Below are 20,413 nucleotides of genomic sequence, written 5' to 3'. Positions count from 1 at the left end.
GACGCACCACTCAGCGCGTGAGGATCAGCGCCTCGCCCTGACCGCCGCCGCCGCAGAGCCCGACCGCAGCGGTCCCGCCGCCACGGCGTGCGAGCTCATGCGCGATGTGCACCACCAGACGGTTGCCGGATGCGCCGATCGGGTGACCGATCGCGATGCCGCCGCCGTGGATGTTCACGATCTCCGGATCGAGTCCGAGCTCGACCTGCGACCGCGCCACGACGGCGCCGAACGCCTCGTTGATCTCGACGAGGTCGAGGTCGGCCGGGGTGATCCCCTGCTTCTCGCACGCGCGCTCGATGGCGCGAGCCGGCTGCGCGTGCAGCGAGTTGTCCGGTCCTGCGGTCTGGCCGCTCGCGCCGACGGTGACCAGCACCGACCAGCCCTTCGCCTCGGCGACCGCCCGCGACGTCACGACGACCGCAGATGCGCCGTCCGAGATCTGCGAGGAGTTGCCTGCCGTGATCGATCCGCCCTCCGCGAAGGCGGCGCGGAGACCGCCGAGCGTTTCCACGGTCGTGTCAGGGCGCACGCCCTCATCGGCCGTGACGAGGATCGGCTCGCCACGACGCTGCGGCACCGAGACCTCGACGATCTCGGCAGCGAAGACGCCGGCCGACTGCGCAGCGGCCGCCCGCTGGTGCGAGCGCGCAGCCACGGCATCCTGCGCCTCCCTCGTGAGCTCGTACCGGGCGTTGTGTCGCTCGGTGGATGCGCCCATGCTCTCCCGGTCGTACGCGTCCGTGAGTCCGTCGTACGCCATGTGGTCCAGCACCTCGACGCTGCCGTAGGCCCAGCCGTCGCGCGAGCCCATCAGCAGGTGCGGCGACCGAGTCATCGACTCCATGCCCGCAGCGACCACGACGTCCGCGTCACCGGTGCGGATCATCCGCGCGGCGTCGATGATCGCGGTCAGCCCCGACAGGCACACCTTGTTGACGGAGTGCGCCGGGACATCCCAGCCGAGCCCCGCCCCGATCGCGGCCTGCCGAGCGGCGTTCTGCCCCGAGCCTGCGGCCAGCACCTGACCGACGATCACTGCATCGATGTCTGTCGGATCGATCGACCCCTGCTCGAGTGCTCCTGCGATCGCGAAGGAGCCGAGCTGCGGCGCCGTGAAGGAGGCGAGCTGCCCCTTCAGCCGCCCCTGCGGGGTACGCGCGGCTGCGACGATGACGATGTCGGTGGTGTTCTCGACGGTGGCTGTCTCAGCCATGGTTCGCTCCTGTGCTCTGGTTCCTGAGTTCGGCGGGGACGGTCAGTGGCGGCTCGGTCGCCGCGATCACCTCATCGATCGTGACGCCCTGGGCGGTCTCGACGAGCACGAGTCCTGCATCGGTCACATCGATGACCGCGAGGTCGGTGATGATGCGATCGACGACGCCGCGACCGGTCAGCGGCAGCGAGCACTCGTGCACGATCTTGGCCGAGCCGTCCTTGGCGACGTGCTCCATGAGCACGATCACCCGGCCGGCACCGTGGACCAGGTCCATCGCCCCGCCCGGGCCCTTGACCATCTTGCCCGGGATCATCCAGTTCGCCAGGTCGCCGCCCGCCGACACCTGCATCGCGCCGAGGATCGCCGCGTCGATCTTGCCGCCGCGGATCATGCCGAAGCTCGTCGCCGAGTCGAAGAACGCGGCTCCCGGGAGCACCGTCACGGTCTCCTTGCCGGCGTTGATGAGGTCGGGATCGACGGCCGCCTCGCTCGGATACGGTCCGACGCCCAGGATGCCGTTCTCGGATTGGAGCACGACGGTGACACCGGCCGGCACGTGGTTCGGCACGAGCGTCGGCAGGCCGATACCGAGGTTGGCGTAGGCGCCGTCCTGCAGCTCCGCGGCCGCGCGGGCGGCCATCTCATCGCGAGTGCGTGCCATCTCAGTCTCCTTCTGTTGCGGCTGCGAGGTCGGAGATCGTGCGCCGCTCGATGCGTTTGGGGATGTCGCCGCCCACCTCGACGATCCGGTGCACGAAGACGCCGGGGAGGTGGATGCGGTCGGGGTCGAGCTCACCGGGGTCGACGAGCTGCTCGACCTGGGCGATGCAGACGCGCCCTGCCATGGCGGCGAGCGGGTTGAAGTTGCGTGCCGCCTTGTTGAAGATCAGATTGCCGTGCCGGTCGCCGACCAGGGCGTGCACGAGCGCGTAGTCCGTGGTGATGGCCTCTTCCAGCACGAACTCGCGGCTCTCGCCGTCGACGTCGAAGGAACGCACGTCCTTGGCCGGAGATGCGACCGCGATCGTCCCGTCTGGGCTGTATCGGCGCGGGAGTCCGCCCTCGGCCACCTGCGTGCCGACGCCGGTCTGCGTGAAGAAGGCCGCGATGCCGGAGCCGCCCGCCCGGAGCTTCTCGGCCAGCGTGCCCTGCGGGGTGAGCTCGAGTTCCAGCTCGCCGCTGAGGAACTGCCGCTCGAACTCCTTGTTCTCGCCGACGTACGACGAGGTCATCTTCCGGATCCGCCCGGCGCCGAGCAGCACACCGAGACCCCAGTCGTCGACGCCGCAGTTGTTGCTGACCACGCTCAGATCGCTCGTGCCCTGCGCGAGCAGTGCCTCGATCAGCGCGATCGGGTTGCCGGAGAGACCGAACCCGCCGACCGCGAGCGACGCCCCATCCGAGATGTCGGCGACAGCATCCGCCGCCGTTGACCATTCCTTGTCGATCACGCGCACTCCTTCGAACCGTGTGATCCCAGCCTCGCTCCTGCGCGTCGGTGAGCGGTAGGCGGTTCTTGCGATGTGGTCGATCCGAGGACTAGCGTCCACATTATGGAATCGACGCGAAGCATCCCGGGCGCTCAGGCGATCGCCCGAGCCGCCCGCCTGCTGCGGCTCGTGACCGCTAGCGGTGCGAACGGTGCAGGGCTCCAGGAACTCGCACGGGACGCCGACCTCTCCCGCTCCACGGCGCATCGCCTGCTGACCGCGCTCAAGGCGGAGGGACTGGTCGATCGCGACGACGACAGCACGCGCTGGATGCCGGGGCCTGAGCTGTTCCTGATGGGCACCGCGGCCGCAGCGCGCTATGACGTCACGGCGCTCGCGCGCGATCTCGTCCGCTCGCTCGCGGTCAAGACCGAGGAGAGCGCGTTCTTCTCCGCCAGGCGCGCCGATGAGACCGTCTGCCTGCTCCGCGAGGAGGGATCGTTCCCGATCCGTTCGTTCGTGCTGAGCGAGGGCGTGCGCTTCCCGCTGGGCGTCGCGAGTGCGGGACTGGCGATCCTGGCCTTCCTGCCAGACCACGATGTGGATTCCTATCTCGAACGCCATCCCGAGCTCGAGGAGCGCTGGGGCGGCCCGCACGGCGAACGTCCGCTTCGCACCCGCCTGGCCGAGACGAAGGAGCGCGGGTACGCGATCAACCCGGGTCTCATCGTCGAGGGCAGCTGGGGCATGGGCGCCGCCGTGTTCGATCGCGCCGGCCGTCCGGAATGGGCGCTGAGCCTGACCGGCGTGGAATTCCGCTTCGGCCCTGAGCGCATCGCGCAGCTCGGCCGCACCCTGCTGGCGCACGCTCACGAGCTCTCCGCGCGCATCGCGAACGCTCGGCGCTGACGGCCCCGTCGCGGAGCGGGCGACAGGTTCATACCAACAGGTATATACTTGCTGGTATGAAACGTGTGGATGTGATCCCCTCCCTCGTCCTCTCCGCCTATGCGCTCGCTCGCATCGCCGCCCAGGATGCAGGGAACGAGGCGCCCGCCGCCCAATGGCGCGTGCTGAGCCTGCTCGAACAGCAGGGCGGTCGGCGAGTGGGCGAGCTCGCTGCAGCGGCGCGCACGACGCAGCCGGGCATGACGCGCCTGATCGGCACGCTCGAGCGTGACGGCCTGGTCGAGCGCTCCCCCGACGCAGCCGACTCCCGCGGGATCGTCGTCGACATCACGGCTGCCGGGGCATCCGCACTCACCGCATGGCGGGCGGAGTTCCGCGACACGCTGGCCCCCCGCTTCGCCGGACTCGGCGACGAGGACTGGGCCGCCATCACCCGCGCTGCGGAGATCCTCGCAGCGCACACCGACACCGAACGAGATGGAGCACACCGATGAGCGGCACCCCGACCGCATCCCCCTGGAAGCAACCGGCACAGGTCTGGGCGGTCGCATTCGCGTGCGTCGTGGCCTTCATGGGCATCGGTCTGGTCGACCCGATCCTTCCTGCGATCGCGGAATCCCTGCAGGCCAGTCCGGTCGAGACCGAGCTGCTCTTCACGAGCTACCTGCTGGTGACCGGACTCGCGATGCTCGTGACGAGTTGGATCTCGAGCCGCATCGGCGCGAAGTCGACCCTGCTCATCGGCCTCGGCCTGATCGTCGTGTTCGCCTTCCTGTGCGCGATCAGCGGCAGCGTCGACGCGGTGATCGGCTTCCGGGCGGGCTGGGGTCTCGGTAACGCACTCTTCATCTCGACCGCACTCGCCACCATCGTCGGCGCGGCATCCGGCGGCAGCAGCGCCGCGATCATCCTGTACGAGGCAGCACTGGGTCTCGGCATCGCGATCGGACCGCTCCTCGGCGGTCTGCTCGGCGAGCAGAGCTGGCGCGGACCGTTCTTCGGCGTCGTCGTGCTGATGGCGATCGCCTTCGTCGCCGTGCTGGTGCTGCTTCGTGGACCACGGGAGGAGCGGAAGCCGATCGCGTTCTCCGCACCGTTCACGGCACTGCGTCGCCCGGCGCTCGCGATCCTCGCGGTCGCCGCGCTGTTCTACAACATCGGCTTCTTCGTGCTGTTGGCGTTCTCGCCGTTCCCACTCGGCTTCGGCGCGATGGGCATCGGCCTCACGTTCTTCGGCTGGGGCGTCGCACTCGCCGTCACGAGCGTCTGGGTCGCGCCGGTGCTGATGCGTCGGATGCCGCGCACGCGCATCATCCTGCTCGTGCTGCCGCTGCTCGCCGTCGACCTCGTCGTCGCCGGACTGGTCGTCGGCAACGCCGGAGCGCTCGTCGCGTGCATCGTCGTCGGCGGTCTGCTCCTCGGCGTGATGAACACCGTGCTCACCGAGGCTGTGATGGAGGCGACGGATCTCCCCCGCTCCGTGGCATCCTCGTCCTACTCCGCGGTTCGCTTCCTCGGCGGCGCGATGGCTCCCCCGATCGCCGCGCTGCTGTGGCACGCGACCAACGCGACGGTCCCGTACCTGTTCGCCGCAGCCGCCGTCCTGATCGCCGCCCTGACGGTGTTCCTCGGCCGCAGGGTGCTCTCGCACATCGACGATGAGCCGGTCGATGCCACCGTCGAGGACGCCGAGGCGATCCTCGTCGGAGACGCTGGCTGAGCCGCGACGCGCCCGGGAGGCGCACAGGCCGAGCTCGATTTCACATGCCGTCGATCGACTGGTAATGTAATTCCTCGGCCGGGGTTCTTCCCGGGCCACGCACCTCTAGCTCAATCGGCAGAGCAACTGACTCTTAATCAGTGGGTTCTCGGTTCAAGTCCGAGGGGGTGCACGGATCAGCCTCGATGACTCTCGCCAGTCATCGAGGCTTTTCTGCTTTCCCGACAAGTTCTCGTGCGATGCACTAGAGAAGGACCGTTCAGGATCCAGTCAGGACCGCTCGTCACTCATCCGCTAGGTCGAGCTGCGCGTCGAGCCCACAGAAAGCGGGTGGGGCGACCTCAGCACCGGCCCCCAAGAGACCCGACGTTAGAGCGAATCAGCAAGAAGCAACAGTTCGCTAGTGTCAATATATTGGGTTGCAATGAACGCATCGCCATGGGTCCAGGGGGAAACAGTGGAGATCAAGGAACGTCTCGCGACCGAGCTTGCCAACGGGCGGCTCGTGATCATTGCGGGCACAGGCGTCACAACCGGGATTACGGACGGAGCGCCAACGAGCGGATGGGGCGGCCTGATCGATGATGGGATTCGCCACGTCGAGAAGCGCGATCCGGACACCTCTTCCCTGCTCCAGCTGCGCATGGAGAAGGCGACGAGCGCAGAAGACCTGGTCGGTATCGCTCACGACTTGAAGCGGTATCTCGGAAAAGACTTCGGCCGCTGGATCGCACAGTCTGTGGGCGAACTCCCATGTGTGAAACCCGACGTCCCGACAGCGCTGGCCGCGCTTGGGGCTCCGATCCTGACCACCAACTATGACGACCTGCTAGAGAAGATCCTGAGCCGGCCATCGGCAACTTGGCACCGTCCGAGCGATATGCGGCGTGTGCTGTTGCAGGAGTCTGTAGCCATCGGTCACCTGCACGGCGTTTGGACCGACATAGATTCCGTGATCTTCTCCCAGGGCGACTATCAGACGATTACGGAGAACGCCGACGCTCAGAGCGTCCAGACGGGGGCGTTCGCGTTGAAGACGTTTCTGTTCGTTGGGGTGGGCGACGGCCTTACTGATCCGAACTTCAGTCCGATGATCAAGGCCTTTGGTGATCGCTTCCCGACGAGCGCACACCCCCACTATCGGCTCTGTCTCAACTCGAAAGTCGACCCGACGACTGAGCTGAAGACGGTGGTCGACGTTGGCTTCGGGGATACCCATGACGATCTGGCAAGTTTCCTCCTGTCTCTCGCACCGACCGCTGACCATACTCCATCCGGCTTGGGGCCGAAATCACGCAGCTTAGTTCTCGACGCCTTACGCGATAACTCAACGCTATGGCGCGACAACGAGACGCTGAGCGAAAAGTCAGTCGCGGACCTCGTTGTTCCGCCGATCTTCCTCCCCGAACCCCACGACCAGTACGCAACAAACGCAGTTCTCAACGCCGAGAAAGATAAGCCCGGACCAGTCGACTTGTCCGAGAAGATACGCGACGGCGGGATCATTCTCATCGCTGGTGAGGAGTCTTCGGGTGTCTCGACAGCTGTGAACTATTGCCTCACGCGAGCCCTCGACCTGCGTGCGAACGCACATGTCCTTCTCGCTGCTGATCCGATGGTCTCCGGGGCGAACCCCATTGGTCGAGTCATCGAGCGCTCGTACCGGTCATGGGGAGTGGAGTCGCCCTCCGACGAAACCAGGAAGCTCATGGCACTTGGTGTCGACAACCTTCGTTTTGATGGCTCAACTCGCTTCGACCGGGCAATGGACGACATCGCTGAGTCAGTGGCTGGACTAAAAGTCGTGGGAGTTCGGCAGAACGATGCCGTGGACATCGCGAACCTACTGAAGGAACGTACTGGCGAAGACGTCACAGTTGTGTACCTCGGACGATTTAGCAACGTCGAGGCCCGCGAACTGGCGCGTCGCGTCGCGCCTGGACGCGAGGCCAAAGTCGCAGAATACGTGATGGTGGTCATCCGCGAGAAGAACCTCCCGCGAACCCCGTTCACGATCACCCTGCTAGTCGACCTCGTGCAGAGCGGCATCCTGCTCCAGAAGCAGGAATCTGAGATCGCCGTCCTCGATCAGTACTTGGATCTCCTTCTAAACGCTGACCTCCCTCGAACCCGGGACGAGCTGTCCATGACGCTTCGCAACAAGCGGCTTGTCTTGGAGATACTTGCGCGACGTCTGGTGCAGGATCGTGAGGACAAAGCTCCTGAGTCTGACGTCCTCGATTGGCTGAAGGTTCAGTTCGAGGAGCTGGGCTGGGATTACAACGTGACCCAGTGCGTGAACGACCTCGTCGCTCGCCGAGTGCTCGCTCGCTCCTCCGATAATACGATTCGATTCCAGCGCTCTGCCTACTTGGAACTGATGGCTGGCATCGCAGCTCGTGACGACGCCGAGTTCAGACAACTCGTATTCGAGTCTCCAATCCAGCTGGCTTCAATCGTGCGTTCTTACGCTGCGATGACGCGGAACGCCAAAGACGTTCTGGACGTTGTCGAGAGAGAGATTGAGCGCATCGCGGTTTCGGAGCCGTCGGGCGCCATCTTCTCCAGCGTGCGCAAAGTTGAAGCTCGAAAGGAGCTGTTCTCCGACGAACGCGAAACGGAAGCGGAAGGCGATAACGATGAGGCTGACAAGGCCGACAACTCCGTAGAACGTGAGGGGTTGACCGGCCATTACTACGACGACTCCGATGATTCCGACACACCCGCGTTCCTCGTCGCTCGAATCGAAGACCTTTCGCAGTCCCGTGTCGCGATGTTGGTTGTCGACCTGGCTTCGCGCGTGCTGCGTGACTCTGACGAGGTACGAGACCAGGGGATGAAGGACCGCATCCTTCGCAAGTTGCTTGTCGCGTGGGTGGGCTTCACTGACCTACACGAGACTGAGATCTCATCCCTGCCCGACCTGGACGACATCATTAGCTCTCTCCTGGACGAAGAAGACGCTCGCACTCCGGAGGACATCGAAAAGCTCAAACACTTCCTCACACGCATGATCCCCACAGTGATCACGGCAAGCGGGGTCCGCTATTGCCTCAGTGGGCCCTCTCTAGTGACACGTCTCGTCGAGGTCGACATGACGCAGGAAGAGAACGGCTCATACGGGAGCATGATTCGCACCCTCGCGCTCTACGGAACGAAGAGCAGACGGTGGATCGAGACCCTGAAGCTCATCGACGATGATGCGGTGAAGACGTTCTTCAGCGCATCCTTCCTCGCGAGCATCGCTCGCTACGCCTACATCACTGATAAGTCGCTGGAAAAGGAGGAGCGAGTAGAGATCCGCAACTTCCTTCGGCGCGTGATCAGCGCGAGGTACAAGTTCGATGGGGTCAAACACCGCTCTGATGTTTTGAGCAAGTTTGAAACGAAGTTGAATCGCGACCGCCTGGAGAAGGGCCGACGGAAGCAGGGGATTGAAATCGAGGCCTAACGCGATCTCGCGGCCAGTGCCTTGTCTCGGGGCTTCGTCATCTTCTACGTTCCGGAACTCTGTGGAACGTGCTTTCGGAACGTTGACTATCCTTCCGTGAGAACCGAAATCCTCACAGCGTTGGACTCAACCGAACCGTCAGCAGTCCAGTGTGTCTCAACAGCGCAACGTCAGAAGCGTCGGCCAGGATAGGGATATGACCTGGACGCCTCTCGGATCCGACCCAGCCGAACATGGTGCGCTAGCTGACGGCGTGCCCGACTGGATGCGTTCTTCCCTGCGATCTTGGTTTGCAAAGAACTTCCCGGTGTACGACGCTATGGGCGGTCGCACGGACTACGGGTTCGAGAAGATGCGCCGCTTCGATCTCGCGGCCCGGCGATCGCCCCTTGCCGATCGCCTCAACACCAATGGGCCTGAACGAACCTTCGACAGCCTGGAGGGCGACGTCATTCTGAGGATCATCGACTGGATGATCATGGACACGCATGTCAACAAGTTGAATGAAAAGCACGAGGGCGTTGATCGGATCCTTCGCGACGGCGGGTCAAAATGGAAGGTTGGTCTCCGTGATGGCGTCCCGGGATTGGAGACGCGCGTTCCGGAAGGCGTACAAGATGCCGCGGACGCCGTCATATCGACACCGGGTCACGCCGGCACCCTGCTGTCGGAGGCATGGCACGCAGTCTTCGGCGTGAACCCGAAGCCTGAGACAGGTTATCGCCAGGCGGTTCTTGCAGTCGAGGCCGCTGCTATCCCGGTCGTGATCCCGACCGACCCGACGGCGACCCTCGGCAAAGTCTTCGCGGCGATGCGTGATCAGAAGGACTGGGCGCTCGACATCAAGAAGCAGCATAAGGACTACCCGAGCACAGCTGTGATCCTGGGCATGGTGCAGATGCTCTGGGCAGGTCAGGGTCGTCATGCGGGCCAGCCGAACTGGGCGCCGAACACGCAGGCGGAGGCCGAGGCAGCAGTGATGCTGGCCGTACCGCTGGTGCAGTGGTTCTCGTCTGAAGCTATCGCGCGTCGCCCCTAGATCGCCCGCCGTAGAGGAGTTACGTTCGCGGCGTGCGCCTCAGCTGGGCGGGTGTCGGCGGGCTCGGTGCACGACAATCTCCGGATCTCGTAGCTGACCGGGGGGTACCTCCGGTACCGGAGAGTCGTTCAGAGCGTGGTCAGGATGCGTCCTGCTGAGAACGGTCGAGTCGAGTAGGCCAAGCAAGCGACGCACCCCTGATTATGAGCACCCAACCGAGGAAGAAGACGGCGAAGCCACCGAGATGAGCAAGCACGGGCCAGAAGAAGTCATACGCCGGGATTTGCCTCGAATTCGGTTCGGCCAGGATCGGTACGTAGCTGAACCACGCCCAGAGCACCCTGCACCCCCATGCCGATGATCTGAGACCCCTTGATGACGGCGAGCACAGTGCCCCCGAGGAGCATGGCTGCACCGCCGAGTATTAGGCCGGTCGCAGCCCAGCCCCGCTGCCAAACGTTCATGTGCCCCTCCAGTGGGTTCGCGTGGGGCGATTCTGGCACGTACCGCATGCGTTATCACGTACGCGACTTCCGAAGGGCCTCGTCGCGTGCTCTCGTGGGCGAACAGCTGCATTCTCGGTTCAAGTGCGAGGGTTGCACGGATCAGCCTCGCAGACTCTCACCGGCCTTTAGGGCTTCTCTGCTTTCGAGGTGAACAGAGCCACCAGATTCGTCGCGGACTCCCGCGCACCGACCTCCTGACCGCGTCGCCTTCCGGCCGCGATCCGACCCAACAGCATCGCGATCAAGCTGCCGACGACGACGGTGCCGAACGCGACCAGCGCCAGCGCGAGCAGCGGTGGCGGCAACACGATGACGGCCATAAAGAGGAACGCCCCGTTGTCCATGCGCCGACTCTAACCCGCGGGCCGCTCTGCCCCTCCCGCTTCTCCCTGTGACATCGCCGCATGCTGCCGGCACAGGGCTGACGTATCCTGATTGCGTGACCGCCTCCCCCAGCGCCGATGCCGTTTCCCCAGTCCATGACGCCGACCTCGCGCTCGCCCTCCGCCTCGCGGATGCCGCCGACGCGCAGTCGTTCCCGCGCTTCGACGCGGCCGATCTCGTCATCTCGACGAAGGCCGACAACTCGCACGTGACGGATGCGGATCTCGCCACCGAGCGCGCCATCCGCGAGATCCTGGCCGTCGAGCGCCCGGATGACGGCATCTTCGGCGAGGAGTTCGGCGCCGAGGGCGATACGCATCGTCAGTGGATCATCGACCCGATCGACGGCACGGCGAACTTCCTCCGCGGCGTCCCGCTCTGGGGCACCATGATCGCCCTCGCGATCGACGGCGTGCCGCAGGTCGGCGTCGTCAGCATGCCGGCGCTCGGACGCCGCTGGTGGGCGTCTGCCGGCGCCGGCGCCTGGACGAACACGCAGACGGAACCGCGCCGGCTGCAGACCTCCGCTGTCTCGTCGCTGGACGACGCGAGCGTGAGCTTCCAGAGCATCGGACAGTGGACCTCCTCCGGCCACCGCGACCAGCTGCTCACCCTGTCCGACCGGGTCTGGCGCGACCGCGCGTATGGCGACGTCTACGCGTACATGCTGCTCGCCGAGGGACGGGTCGACATGGTCGCCGAGTTCGACGTCAAGGAGTACGACATCGCAGCCGCGGTGGCGATCGTGCACGAGGCCGGCGGTCGGATGACCTCGTTCGACGGTGTCGAGACGATCTCGGCGCGCTCGACACTCGCAACCAACGGCGTCCTCCACGATGCCTTCCTGACGCTCCTGCACGAGTGAACCGACCCAGAGGCCGACGATGAGAATCCGCACCCTGTCAGCAGCTGCCGGAGCCCTGCTCCTGCTGGCCGCGCTGACCGCGTGCTCGGCCCCCGCCGCACCCGACGCGTCAGCGTCGCCGCCAAGCTCCCCACGCGCAGAGCCGAGCGCAGAGCCGGCCACCACGCCGACGCCGCGGGCGACCGACGCCCCGATCTCGTGCGAATCGATGATCTCGGCTGGCACGGTGCAGGCGCTGACGGATGCCGGCTGGAGCGCCAAGCCCACCCCCTTCGTGATCGGCGACGTGGAGCTGACGGAGGGCCTGCTGTGCTTCTGGGCGGACTACTCGGTCGGCTCCGACCACGGCCAGCTCTACGGCTGGTCGGAGATCAGCGCCGACGACGCCATGGAGGCACAGTCGTCGCTGCTCTCGTCCGGCTGGACCCGGGAGGACGGCCCTGAGGGGACGTACTTCACCGAGGACCCCCGCTTCTCGATGGGCACCGACGATGACGGGTACGGCATGACCTACCTCTTCGGCGACGGCTGGGTGAAGCTCGCCGACACCAAGCAGAGCCTCGTCCTCATCGGCTGGGCCGGGTGAGGGCTGGGCCGGCTGAAACCGGACTCGCGCCTCAGTCCTGGCGCTGAGCGCGGACCCGCCCGACCGGGACGACGCTCGGCTTGCCGGTGATCGGATCGGGGACGACGACGCACGGCAGGCCGAACACCTCCTCGACCAGATCGGCCGTCACGATCTCGTCCGGACTCCCCTCGGCGACGACCTGTCCGTCCTTCATCGCGATGAGATGTGTGGCGTAGCGGGCAGCATGGTTCAGGTCGTGCAGCACGGCGACCAGGGTGCTGCCCGCCTCATGCAGATCGGTGAACAGCTCGAGCAGCTCGATCTGGTGAGCGATGTCGAGGAAGGTCGTCGGCTCGTCGAGCAACAGCAACGGCGTCTGCTGGGCGAGGACCATGGCGACCCAGACGCGCTGCCGCTGACCACCCGAGAGCTCGTCGACCAGGCGTCCGGCGAGTTCGGTGACGCCCGTGGCGGCCATCGCCTCGTCGACAGCGACCTCATCGGCGTCCGACCATGGCCGCAGCATCGTCTGGTGCGGGTAGCGACCACGGGCCACGAGGTCGGCGACACGGATGCCGTCAGGGGCCAGCGAGCTCTGCGGGAGCAGTCCGACGCGACGGGCGACCTCCTTGGCGCGGTAGCCATGGATATCCTTTCCGTCAAGCAGTACGTGACCCTTCTCCGGGTCGATGAGTCTGGAGAGCGCACGCAGCAGTGTCGACTTGCCGCAGGCGTTCGGACCGACGATCACGGTGAAGGATCCGTCCGGGATAGCAACCGACAGATCGGCGGAGATGACCCGTCGGTCGTAGCCGATGGTGACATCTGCTGCGCGGAGACGTGCGGTGCGCGGTTCGGTCATCGACGGAATCCTTCTCTGATGAGCAGCCAGGCGAAGTAGCCTCCGCCGACGACGACGGTGACGAGCCCGACGGTGATGTCGATCCGCTGGCCGATGAAGTCGGCAGACAGCAGGAGCAGCGCACCCGTGATGCCCGCGCTGACCAGGTCGAGGCCAGGGGCGCGGACCAGCCGACGTGCGACCTGCGGTGCGACGAGCGCGACGAAGGCGATCGGTCCGGCTGCGGCGGTCACGATCGCTGTGAGGGCCACGCCGAGCACCGTCATCGCAAGGCGGGTGCATTCGACGTCGACGCCGACGGCTTTGGCGGCGTCATCACCGAGCTCCAGCTGCGCGAACCCGCGCCGCGCGAACATGACGAGCGGCAGGATCACCAGGAGCACGAGGACGAACGGCAGCAGCTGTTCGTACCCGAGTCCCGAGAACGATCCGAACCCCCACGCGACCGCGGCCCGCGCCTCCTGGATACCCGTGCTGATGAGGAGGTAGCTGTTGATCCCGACGAGGAACGCGGACACACCGATGCCGACGATGATGAACCGGAAGCCCTGGATGCCGCGGCGGTACGCCAGGAGGTAGACGAGGAGCGCAGTGACCACCCCGCCGAGCACCGCTCCCGTCGCGATCACCGCATACGAGACGCTGCCGAGGACGAGCATCACGATCAGAGCCCCTGTGTACGAACCGGCATCGAAGCCGATGACGTCGGGGCTGCCGAGCGGATTCCGGGTGAGCGACTGGAAGATCGCGCCGCTGATCCCGAGCGCGAGACCACCGAGCACTGCGAACAGGACCCGCGGCAGGCGCCACTCGAGGACCAGCTTCCGGATGGTGCCCTCACCGCCGCCGGAGAGTGCCGCCAGGACCTGCGAGGTGTCGAGCTGATATGTGCCGATCATGAGAGCGGCGACCCCGAGGGCGAGCAGCAGCACGAGGAGCACGATCCTGATCACGAGCGTGCGCAGCTCGAGGCGCCAGATGCCACCGCCGAGCCGGAGCGAGAGCATCCGGGGAGCTGCGTCGGGAAGGACGACGCTCACAGTCCACTCACCCGCCTTCGACGAGCGAGCGCGATCAGCACTGGCGCCCCGATCACGGCGGTCACGATGCTCACCTGCAGTTCGCCCGAGGGGAGCACGACGCGACCGACCACGTCGGACAGCAGCAGCATGCTCGGCGCGACCACCGCGGAGTACGCGATGATCCATCGCTGATCCGGTCCGGTGAACCAGCGGACGGCGTGCGGGACCATGAGGCCGATGAAGGCGATGGGTCCGGCAAGCGCGGTCGCCCCGCCCGCCAGGATGGTCACGCCGATGATCGCGATCACGCGTGTGCGGACCAGGCCGGCGCCGAGCGTGCGCCCCAGATCATCGCCGAGGGCGATCGCATTGAGCGGGCGGGCGATCAGGAACGAGACCACCAGGCCGAGTGCGATGAACGGCGCGATGATCGCGACGGCACTGTCGTCGCGGCCGCCGAGGCTGCCGAGACCCCAGAACCGCAGCGTGCTGAACACTTCGATGTTCTTCAGCATCACGATCGAGGTGATGCCGCTGAGCACTGCGCCGATCGCGACGCCGGCGAGCGTCATGCGCCCAGCCGACGGTCCGCCGCGACCGGTGGCACCGATGAGATACACGACGAGCGTCACGAGAAGCGCGCCGATGAGCGCGAACCAGACGTAGGCGTTGGGGCCGCGCACCCCGAGAAGTCCGACGCCGATGGTGACAGCGAAGGTCGCGCCGGCATTCACCCCGAGGATGCCGGGATCCGCGAGCGGGTTCCGCGTGAATGCCTGGATCAGCGCACCGCAGACGCCGAGCGCCGGACCGACGACCAGTCCGACCACGGTCCGCGGGAGCCTCGAATCACGGACGATCGCCTGAGCGTCGGAGCCGTCGAAGTCGAAGACGGCTGCGATGACCGTCGCCGGTGCGAGCGCCTTGGCTCCGACCATCAGGCTCAGCAGCACAGCGAGCACGAGCACCACGAGTGCGATGACGAGTCCCCCGGTGCGCGCGCCAACGCCGCGGGACGTCACAGGACGCTCCGCGGCGCGGCTCACCAGCGTCGACACCGATCAGTTCGCGGCAGGAACCGCGCTCGCGAGCGCGTCGGCGAGGTCATCGATGGTCGACGGGATGCTCAGCACGCTCGGCGCGGTCGTCGCCCACGCCAGGCGCTGGTCTTCGAAGAAGTAGTACGAACCGGCGGCGATCGGCGCCCACCGAGAGATCAGCGGATCCTCCAGCGTGTGGGTGACGTCGGCCGGCGTGTTCGCCCAGCCGACGTGGAACTGCGATTCGATGTCACCGAGCTCTTCGAGGCTGATGTTCGCGTAGAACTCCTTCGTCGTGTCCTCGAGCGCTGCGATGTCGGGTGATCCCGTGAATCCGAGTTCTTCGAGGAGCGGGACACGAGGGTCGCGCGGAAGGTACAGGCCCAGCGAGGTCTCCCCCTCCCCGAGGAACCAGCCATAGCTGAAAACGATGCCCTGGAACTCGGGGTGGGCTTCGGCGGCAGCGGCGACCGCGGCATCCGCATCGTCCAGCAGCTGCTGCGCCTCGTCCTCCTTGTCGAGCACAGCGCCGACCGTGAGGGTGAGCTGGTCCCGATCAGAGGCCCAGGTCGACTCGGCGAACGCCACTGTGGGCGCGATCTCCGTCAGGCGCTTGTAGTCCGTCTCGGTGATGCCGGAGTGGTTCGCGAGGATCACGTCGGGCGCGAGCGCCAGAATCTGCTCGAAGTCGTACTCGCCGGCATCCGTGAACTGGATGATCTCGGGAAGGTCCCCGCCCAGCTCCTCCACCTTGTCGACGAACCAGGGCAGGTAGGTGTCGACGTTGCCCCAGCTGAAGTCCTCGACGCCGACCGGCACCTCGCCGAGCGCTGCCACGACGTCCTGCGAGTACCAGCCGAGCGTCACGATGCGCTCCGGCTTCTCGTCGATCGTCGTCTCGCCGTACACGTGCTCGACGGTGACGGGATAGGCACCGGAGGAAGCTCCGGATCCGGTGTCGCTCCCATCGGCGTCGGTCGGGACGCAGGCCGACAGGGCGGACGCAGCGACGATGAGAGCTGTGAGCACGACGAGCGTGCGCTGGGCGCGCCGGACAGGGCGGGACATGGAACTCCTCGGGTGGGATGCGTGGGTGACGAGGCACCAACATAGTAAAGGCTTACCTAATCCGCTATCGTTCTCACAGGACATGAATCTGCGTCGAGGGCAGTGTCCGTGTCCGTTCAGTTCGATTGAGACCGGAAATCGGCATCCCGAAACGAGAACCTGTGCCTGGATCGACATCCGAGAAATTCGAAGCGCATCACGAGAGCGTCGCGCCGGACCAGTACTTCGAGCCCCACGTGCACGCCGCCGATCAGCTGGCGCTGATTCCTGGAGGCGCTCGGGTGCGCGTCGCCGACTCGCGGTGGCATCTGCACGGCGACCACTTCGCGTGGGTGCCAGCACTCGTCGAGCACGAGATGCAGATGGTGGGTGCCGAAGACATGTTCAGCCTCTACCTCGATCAGAGCATCCGACTCCCTCAGCAGCGCTGGGGTCGACCGCTCGTGCTCCCTGCCGACCCGGTCGGCATCGCGATCGTGCAGAGCCTCTGTGCGCGGCAGCTCCACCAGGCCAGGTCGGATGCCTCGCTCGCCCTGCTGCTCGAGATCCTGGCATCGACCGAAGAGAGCTACGATGCCCTCGCGGTGCCTGCGGATCCCCGCGCGCGGCAGGTGGCAGAGGCGATCCTCCACGATCCTCAGGAGCAGCGCGACCTCGAGGGCTGGTCAGCCGTGCTCGGGGTCAGCAGCAAGACGCTCCACCGCGCGTTCCTCGCCGACACGGGCCTGTCGTTCACCCAGTGGCGGACCCGCGCGCGCGTCTATGCGGCGGAGCGGCTGCTGGTCGAGGGGGCCTCGGTACAGGAGACCGCCGAGAGCATCGGCTACGGCACGACCACCGGATTCATCAAGGCGTTCCGACAGGTGTTCGGCTCGACGCCTGCGGTGTACATCCGCGCCAAGCGGCGCTCGCGCACCGGCATCCCTGCCCGGCGCGGCCTGGTCTGAGGACCCAGACGGCGGTGTCCGTGGCCTGTGTCACGCTGAGGGCATGTCATCCTTCGCTCTCCGGCTCTGGCGCGACGACGATCTCCCATTGCTCAGTCGTGCGAACACGCCAGAGATGACCGCACACCTGAACGGACCTGAGACCGAGGAGTTGCTGCTCGATCGCCACGCCCGCTATCTCCGCCTGATCGAGACGGGTGAGGCTCGGATGTTCGTGATCGAGTCCGATGGGCAGCCGCTCGGCTCGATCGGACACTGGACGACGCGCTGGCGCGAGGAGGATGCGCTCGAGACCGGATGGTTCGTGCTGCCGGAGGCGCAGGGACAGGGCGTCGCCGGCCGGGCCCTCGGGCTGCTGATCGAAGATGCGCGGGAACACGCGGGTGGTCGGAACCACCTCGTCGCGTTCCCGCAGACCACGAATCCGCCGTCGAACGCGCTCTGCCGGAGCGCCGGCTTCCGACTCGCCGGCACCATGACCGCGACCTTCCGCGGCGCCGATCTCACCATGAACGAGTGGGTGCTCGAGCTTGAGGAGACGCCGTCGCGCGTTGGTTGATCCCGGGCACGAAGAAGGCCCCGATCCCGCTGTTTCAGGGTTCGAGGCCTTCGTTCTCGCGACAGCAGCTTGGTGGAGCTGGGGGGAATCGAACCCCCGTCCAACGCTGAAAATCCACGCCTTCTCCGGGCGCAGTCTGTAAAGACGTTCTCCTCGGCTCCGACCTTTGTCACAGACACCTAAGTCGACGAGCCCAGCCTGGGAAGAGTCCCGCGTGACGTCCAGACGCCATCACACAGCAAGATTCCTAGATGACGCCAGGGTCCGTGACGGAATCACACACGGTCTGACGGACTATCGGGCTCGCTTATGCAGCGAGGGCGAAGTCGTTGCGCTTGGTTTCGGCAACTATTTTTTTGCAGAGAGCGTTTACGAGATAACTCTGCATCCTCGGCCCGCTTCTCGTGGATACACAGACGCTGTCGAAACCGATCAGCCCCGTATTCCTTCTTCCGAAGGAGCCGCTGTCGCACTGTTGAATTGTCACTGCCCGGGATTCAGGAACCCCAGCATCACAGGATACAACGGATGCCGCGGTCATGCCATTCCCGAAGGACGCTGGCGTAGAGTCGGCCCATGAGCGAAGTGACTGTCACCGTCCGCGGCCAGCATGAGGCCAGGGTCTCCCACGAACGAGCCACGATCACCATGAGCGTCCGTACAGAGGGTCCCGAGCGTGCCGCTGTGGTCGACGCGGTGATGCGCCTGGCCGAGCCGGTGCGCACGAGCATCACGGAACGATCGGATGCCGGCACGGTCGTCGATTGGACGAGCAAGCGCCTGTCGGTGCGCGCCGAACGCCCATGGAACGCGGAGGGCAAGCGCCTCGCGCCGGTCTACTACGCCAGCATCGACCTCACGGCGACGTTCACCGAGGCGTCCGAGCTGTCGGTCTGGGTATCCGATGTCTCCGCCTGGGACGGCGTCGAGGTCGGCTGGGTGGACTGGCACCTCACGCCCGAGACACGCACCCGCGTCGAGGGCGAGGTCGCCGCTGCTGCCGTCGGTGTCGCGGTCGCCCGCGCCACCGCCTACGCGAACGCCCTCGGCCTCACGGAGGTCACCCCGAAGGAAATCGCCGACGTCGGCCTCATCTCCAGTGCCCAACCGAGCGCTGCCGCTCCCATGATGCTGAAAGCACGCGGCGCGGCATTCGCCGCGGACTCTGCCCCGGCCATGGACTACGAGCCGGAGGAGATCGTCGTCTCGGCGACCGTTGAAGCCAGGTTCCTCGCGCGCTGAGCGAGCGCGCGATCGACGAGCGTCGGGCGCGAGACAGCGCGCGAGAACGTGATCAGCGAGCGTACGGCGCGAGTTCGGCTGCCAGACGCTCGGAGACCCTGGCGTGCACCGCGGTGCCGTCTTCCTGGTGCTCGACGGCCAGGAGCATGCCTGTCTCGTGGATCGCAGCGACGAGGTCACCACGGTCGTACGGCACCACGGCGTTCACCTCGACGGCGGGCTTCGGCAGCGCGTCCTCGATGGCGGCGCGCAGTTCCGGCACGCCCTCGCCCGAACGCGACGACACGAAGTGCGCATTCGGCTGGAGTCCGCGGAGCACGAGACGCTCGTCATCGGGGATCAGGTCGGCCTTGTTGAAGACCACGATCTCCGGCAGGTCGCGAACGCCGACATCGCCCATCACATCGCGAACCGTCTGCAGCTGACCCGCGGGGTCCGGGTGCGAGCCGTCGACGACGTGCAGCACGACGTCAGCCTCGCCGACCTCTTCGAGCGTCGAGCGGAAGGCCTCGACCAGCTGCGGGGGCAGATTGCGCACGAACCCGACCGTGTCGGTGATCGTGTAGACGCGACCGTCAGCGGTCTCGGAACGACGGACAGTCGCATCGAGCGTCGCGAACAGCGCGTTCTCGACCAGGACGCCGGCGCTCGTCAGCGCGTTGAGCAGACTGGACTTCCCGGCGTTCGTGTATCCGGCGATCGCCACGGAGGGGATCGTGTTGCGACGTCGCTCGGCGCGCTTCGCCTCACGGGCAGGCCCGAAGTCGCGGATCTGCCGACGCAGCAGCGCCATCTTCGTGCGGATGCGGCGGCGATCGAGCTCGATCTTCGTCTCACCAGGACCACGCGAACCCATACCGGCGCCGCCGGCGCCGACCTGGCCACCGGCCTGACGGCTCATCGAGTCACCCCAGCCGCGCAGGCGCGGGAGGAGGTACTCGAGCTGGGCGAGCTCGACCTGCGCCTTGCCCTCGCGGCTCTTCGCGTGCTGGCTGAAGATGTCGAGGATGACGGTCGTACGGTCGATGACCTTGACCTTGACGACATCTTCCAGGGCACGACGCTGGCTCGGAGCGAGCTCCGTGTCGGCGATCACCGTGTCGGCGCCGACAGCGGCGACGATGTCCTTGAGTTCCTGCGCCTTGCCGCGCCCGAGGTAGGTTGCGGCATCCGGATGCGGGCGCCGCTGCAGCACGCCATCGAGCACGACGGCTCCGGCGGTCTCGGCGAGGGCGGCGAGTTCGCGAAGCGAGTTCTCGGCATCCTCCTGCGCACCCTGCGGATACACGCCGACGAGGACGACGTTCTCGAGGCGCAGCTGTCGGTACTCGACCTCGGTGACGTCTTCGAGCTCGGTCGACAGGCCGCCCACGCGTCGAAGGGCGTGCCGGTCCTCCAGGTCCCACTGGTTGCCGTCCGAGGAGGTGTGCGCCGCGGTCGAGCTGTCCTGCAGCGCCTGTGCTGCACCGAAGACTCGAGCCTCTGTGCGCGTCTCCGCATTCGCGAGTACGCGATCGAGTGCCTCATCGCCGGTGTGGGGTGTACTGGTGTCCGTCATCCGTCCCTTGTCTCTGCCTTCTGT

Annotated in this window: 19 protein-coding genes, 1 tRNA gene and 1 other RNA gene; 11 read left to right on the top strand and 10 right to left on the bottom strand. The window is 66.2% G+C overall.

Going from position 1 to position 20,413, the window contains the following annotated elements; all coding sequences use genetic code 11:
* Positions 1-10 precede the first annotated feature (10 nt).
* The 3 genes from V7Z82_RS02145 to V7Z82_RS02135 are packed head-to-tail and all read right to left on the bottom strand — an operon-like array spanning position 11 to position 2,670.
* Positions 11-1,216 (bottom strand): acetyl-CoA C-acetyltransferase, encoded by a 1,206-nt coding sequence (locus V7Z82_RS02145; RefSeq protein ID WP_334147511.1) that lies wholly within the window; start codon positions 1,214-1,216, stop codon positions 11-13.
* On the bottom strand, positions 1,209-1,880 hold the full coding sequence (locus tag V7Z82_RS02140; protein WP_334147509.1) for a CoA transferase subunit B: 672 nt from the start codon (positions 1,878-1,880) through the stop codon (positions 1,209-1,211). Before V7Z82_RS02140 ends, V7Z82_RS02145 begins: the two co-directional genes overlap by 8 nt.
* 1 nt (position 1,881) lies before the next feature.
* Positions 1,882-2,670, bottom strand: a complete 789-nt coding sequence (locus tag V7Z82_RS02135; protein ID WP_334147507.1) for a CoA transferase subunit A — start codon at positions 2,668-2,670, stop codon at positions 1,882-1,884.
* A gap of 102 nt (positions 2,671-2,772) precedes the next feature.
* Here V7Z82_RS02135 and V7Z82_RS02130 point away from each other — a divergent pair, with 102 nt between their 5' ends.
* The 6 genes from V7Z82_RS02130 (at position 2,773) to V7Z82_RS02105 (ending at position 9,768) form a co-directional block, all read left to right on the top strand.
* Complete coding sequence (locus tag V7Z82_RS02130) at positions 2,773-3,558, top strand: IclR family transcriptional regulator (protein ID WP_334147505.1); 786 nt, start codon at positions 2,773-2,775, stop codon at positions 3,556-3,558.
* 56 nt (positions 3,559-3,614) lie between these two features.
* Entirely contained in the window at positions 3,615-4,052 is a 438-nt protein-coding gene (locus V7Z82_RS02125; protein WP_334147503.1) for a MarR family winged helix-turn-helix transcriptional regulator, read from the top strand.
* A complete protein-coding gene (locus V7Z82_RS02120) occupies positions 4,049-5,278 on the top strand; it encodes an MFS transporter (protein ID WP_334147501.1) in 1,230 nt (409 codons plus the stop codon). Before V7Z82_RS02125 ends, V7Z82_RS02120 begins: the two co-directional genes overlap by 4 nt.
* A 99-nt stretch (positions 5,279-5,377) precedes the next feature.
* Positions 5,378-5,450, top strand: a tRNA-Lys gene (locus V7Z82_RS02115).
* 285 nt (positions 5,451-5,735) lie between these two features.
* Positions 5,736-8,729 carry an SIR2 family protein gene (locus V7Z82_RS02110; protein WP_334147499.1) on the top strand — a complete coding sequence of 998 codons (2,994 nt, stop codon included), beginning with the start codon at positions 5,736-5,738 and terminating at the stop codon, positions 8,727-8,729.
* A 196-nt stretch (positions 8,730-8,925) separates the two neighbouring features.
* Positions 8,926-9,768, top strand: a complete 843-nt coding sequence (locus tag V7Z82_RS02105) for a hypothetical protein (protein ID WP_334147497.1) — start codon at positions 8,926-8,928, stop codon at positions 9,766-9,768.
* Positions 9,769-10,399: 631 nt separating this feature from the next.
* Here V7Z82_RS02105 and V7Z82_RS02100 read toward each other — a convergent pair.
* Entirely contained in the window at positions 10,400-10,618 is a 219-nt protein-coding gene (locus V7Z82_RS02100) for a hypothetical protein (RefSeq protein ID WP_334147495.1), read from the bottom strand.
* A 95-nt stretch (positions 10,619-10,713) separates the two neighbouring features.
* On the opposite strand from V7Z82_RS02100, the gene V7Z82_RS02095 reads away from it, so the two are divergent.
* Both V7Z82_RS02095 and V7Z82_RS02090 read left to right on the top strand, forming a co-directional pair.
* Positions 10,714-11,523 (top strand): inositol monophosphatase family protein, encoded by an 810-nt coding sequence (locus V7Z82_RS02095; protein WP_334147493.1) that lies wholly within the window; start codon positions 10,714-10,716, stop codon positions 11,521-11,523.
* Between the two features lie 19 nt (positions 11,524-11,542).
* Entirely contained in the window at positions 11,543-12,109 is a 567-nt protein-coding gene (locus tag V7Z82_RS02090; protein ID WP_334147491.1) for a hypothetical protein, read from the top strand.
* A gap of 31 nt (positions 12,110-12,140) precedes the next feature.
* Here the strand turns inward: V7Z82_RS02090 and V7Z82_RS02085 are convergent, their stop codons facing one another.
* The 4 genes from V7Z82_RS02085 to V7Z82_RS02070 are packed head-to-tail and all read right to left on the bottom strand — an operon-like array spanning position 12,141 to position 16,083.
* Positions 12,141-12,953, bottom strand: a complete 813-nt coding sequence (locus V7Z82_RS02085; RefSeq protein WP_334147489.1) for an ABC transporter ATP-binding protein — start codon at positions 12,951-12,953, stop codon at positions 12,141-12,143.
* Positions 12,950-13,993, bottom strand: a complete 1,044-nt coding sequence (locus tag V7Z82_RS02080) for a FecCD family ABC transporter permease (RefSeq protein ID WP_334147487.1) — start codon at positions 13,991-13,993, stop codon at positions 12,950-12,952. Before V7Z82_RS02080 ends, V7Z82_RS02085 begins: the two co-directional genes overlap by 4 nt.
* A complete protein-coding gene (locus V7Z82_RS02075; protein ID WP_334147485.1) occupies positions 13,990-14,997 on the bottom strand; it encodes a FecCD family ABC transporter permease in 1,008 nt (335 codons plus the stop codon). The genes V7Z82_RS02080 and V7Z82_RS02075 overlap by 4 nt, the downstream gene beginning before the upstream one ends.
* 39 nt (positions 14,998-15,036) lie before the next feature.
* A complete protein-coding gene (locus V7Z82_RS02070; RefSeq protein WP_334147483.1) occupies positions 15,037-16,083 on the bottom strand; it encodes an ABC transporter substrate-binding protein in 1,047 nt (348 codons plus the stop codon).
* Positions 16,084-16,244: 161 nt separating this feature from the next.
* Here V7Z82_RS02070 and V7Z82_RS02065 point away from each other — a divergent pair, with 161 nt between their 5' ends.
* A complete protein-coding gene (locus tag V7Z82_RS02065) occupies positions 16,245-17,030 on the top strand; it encodes an AraC family transcriptional regulator (RefSeq protein WP_334147481.1) in 786 nt (261 codons plus the stop codon).
* Positions 17,031-17,073: 43 nt separating this feature from the next.
* The gene (locus V7Z82_RS02060; protein WP_334147477.1) at positions 17,074-17,589 is read left to right on the top strand and encodes a GNAT family N-acetyltransferase; all 516 of its coding nucleotides are present in this window, start codon (positions 17,074-17,076) and stop codon (positions 17,587-17,589) included.
* Between the two features lie 70 nt (positions 17,590-17,659).
* Here the strand turns inward: V7Z82_RS02060 and ssrA are convergent.
* Positions 17,660-18,029: a transfer-messenger RNA gene (gene ssrA, locus V7Z82_RS02055) on the bottom strand.
* A gap of 136 nt (positions 18,030-18,165) precedes the next feature.
* On the opposite strand from ssrA, the gene V7Z82_RS02050 reads away from it, so the two are divergent.
* Positions 18,166-18,831, top strand: coding sequence for an SIMPL domain-containing protein (locus tag V7Z82_RS02050; protein WP_334147475.1), 666 nt, complete (start codon positions 18,166-18,168; stop codon positions 18,829-18,831).
* 52 nt (positions 18,832-18,883) lie between these two features.
* On the opposite strand, the gene hflX is transcribed toward V7Z82_RS02050, so the two are convergent.
* Positions 18,884-20,389, bottom strand: a complete 1,506-nt coding sequence (hflX, locus tag V7Z82_RS02045; protein WP_334147473.1) for a GTPase HflX — start codon at positions 20,387-20,389, stop codon at positions 18,884-18,886.
* Positions 20,390-20,413: the final 24 nt, after the last annotated feature.

Origin of the sequence: Microbacterium sp. (assembly GCF_036823965.1) — a bacterium.
Classification (GTDB): domain Bacteria; phylum Actinomycetota; class Actinomycetes; order Actinomycetales; family Microbacteriaceae; genus Microbacterium.
This window is presented reverse-complemented; position numbering and strand designations above follow the sequence as displayed.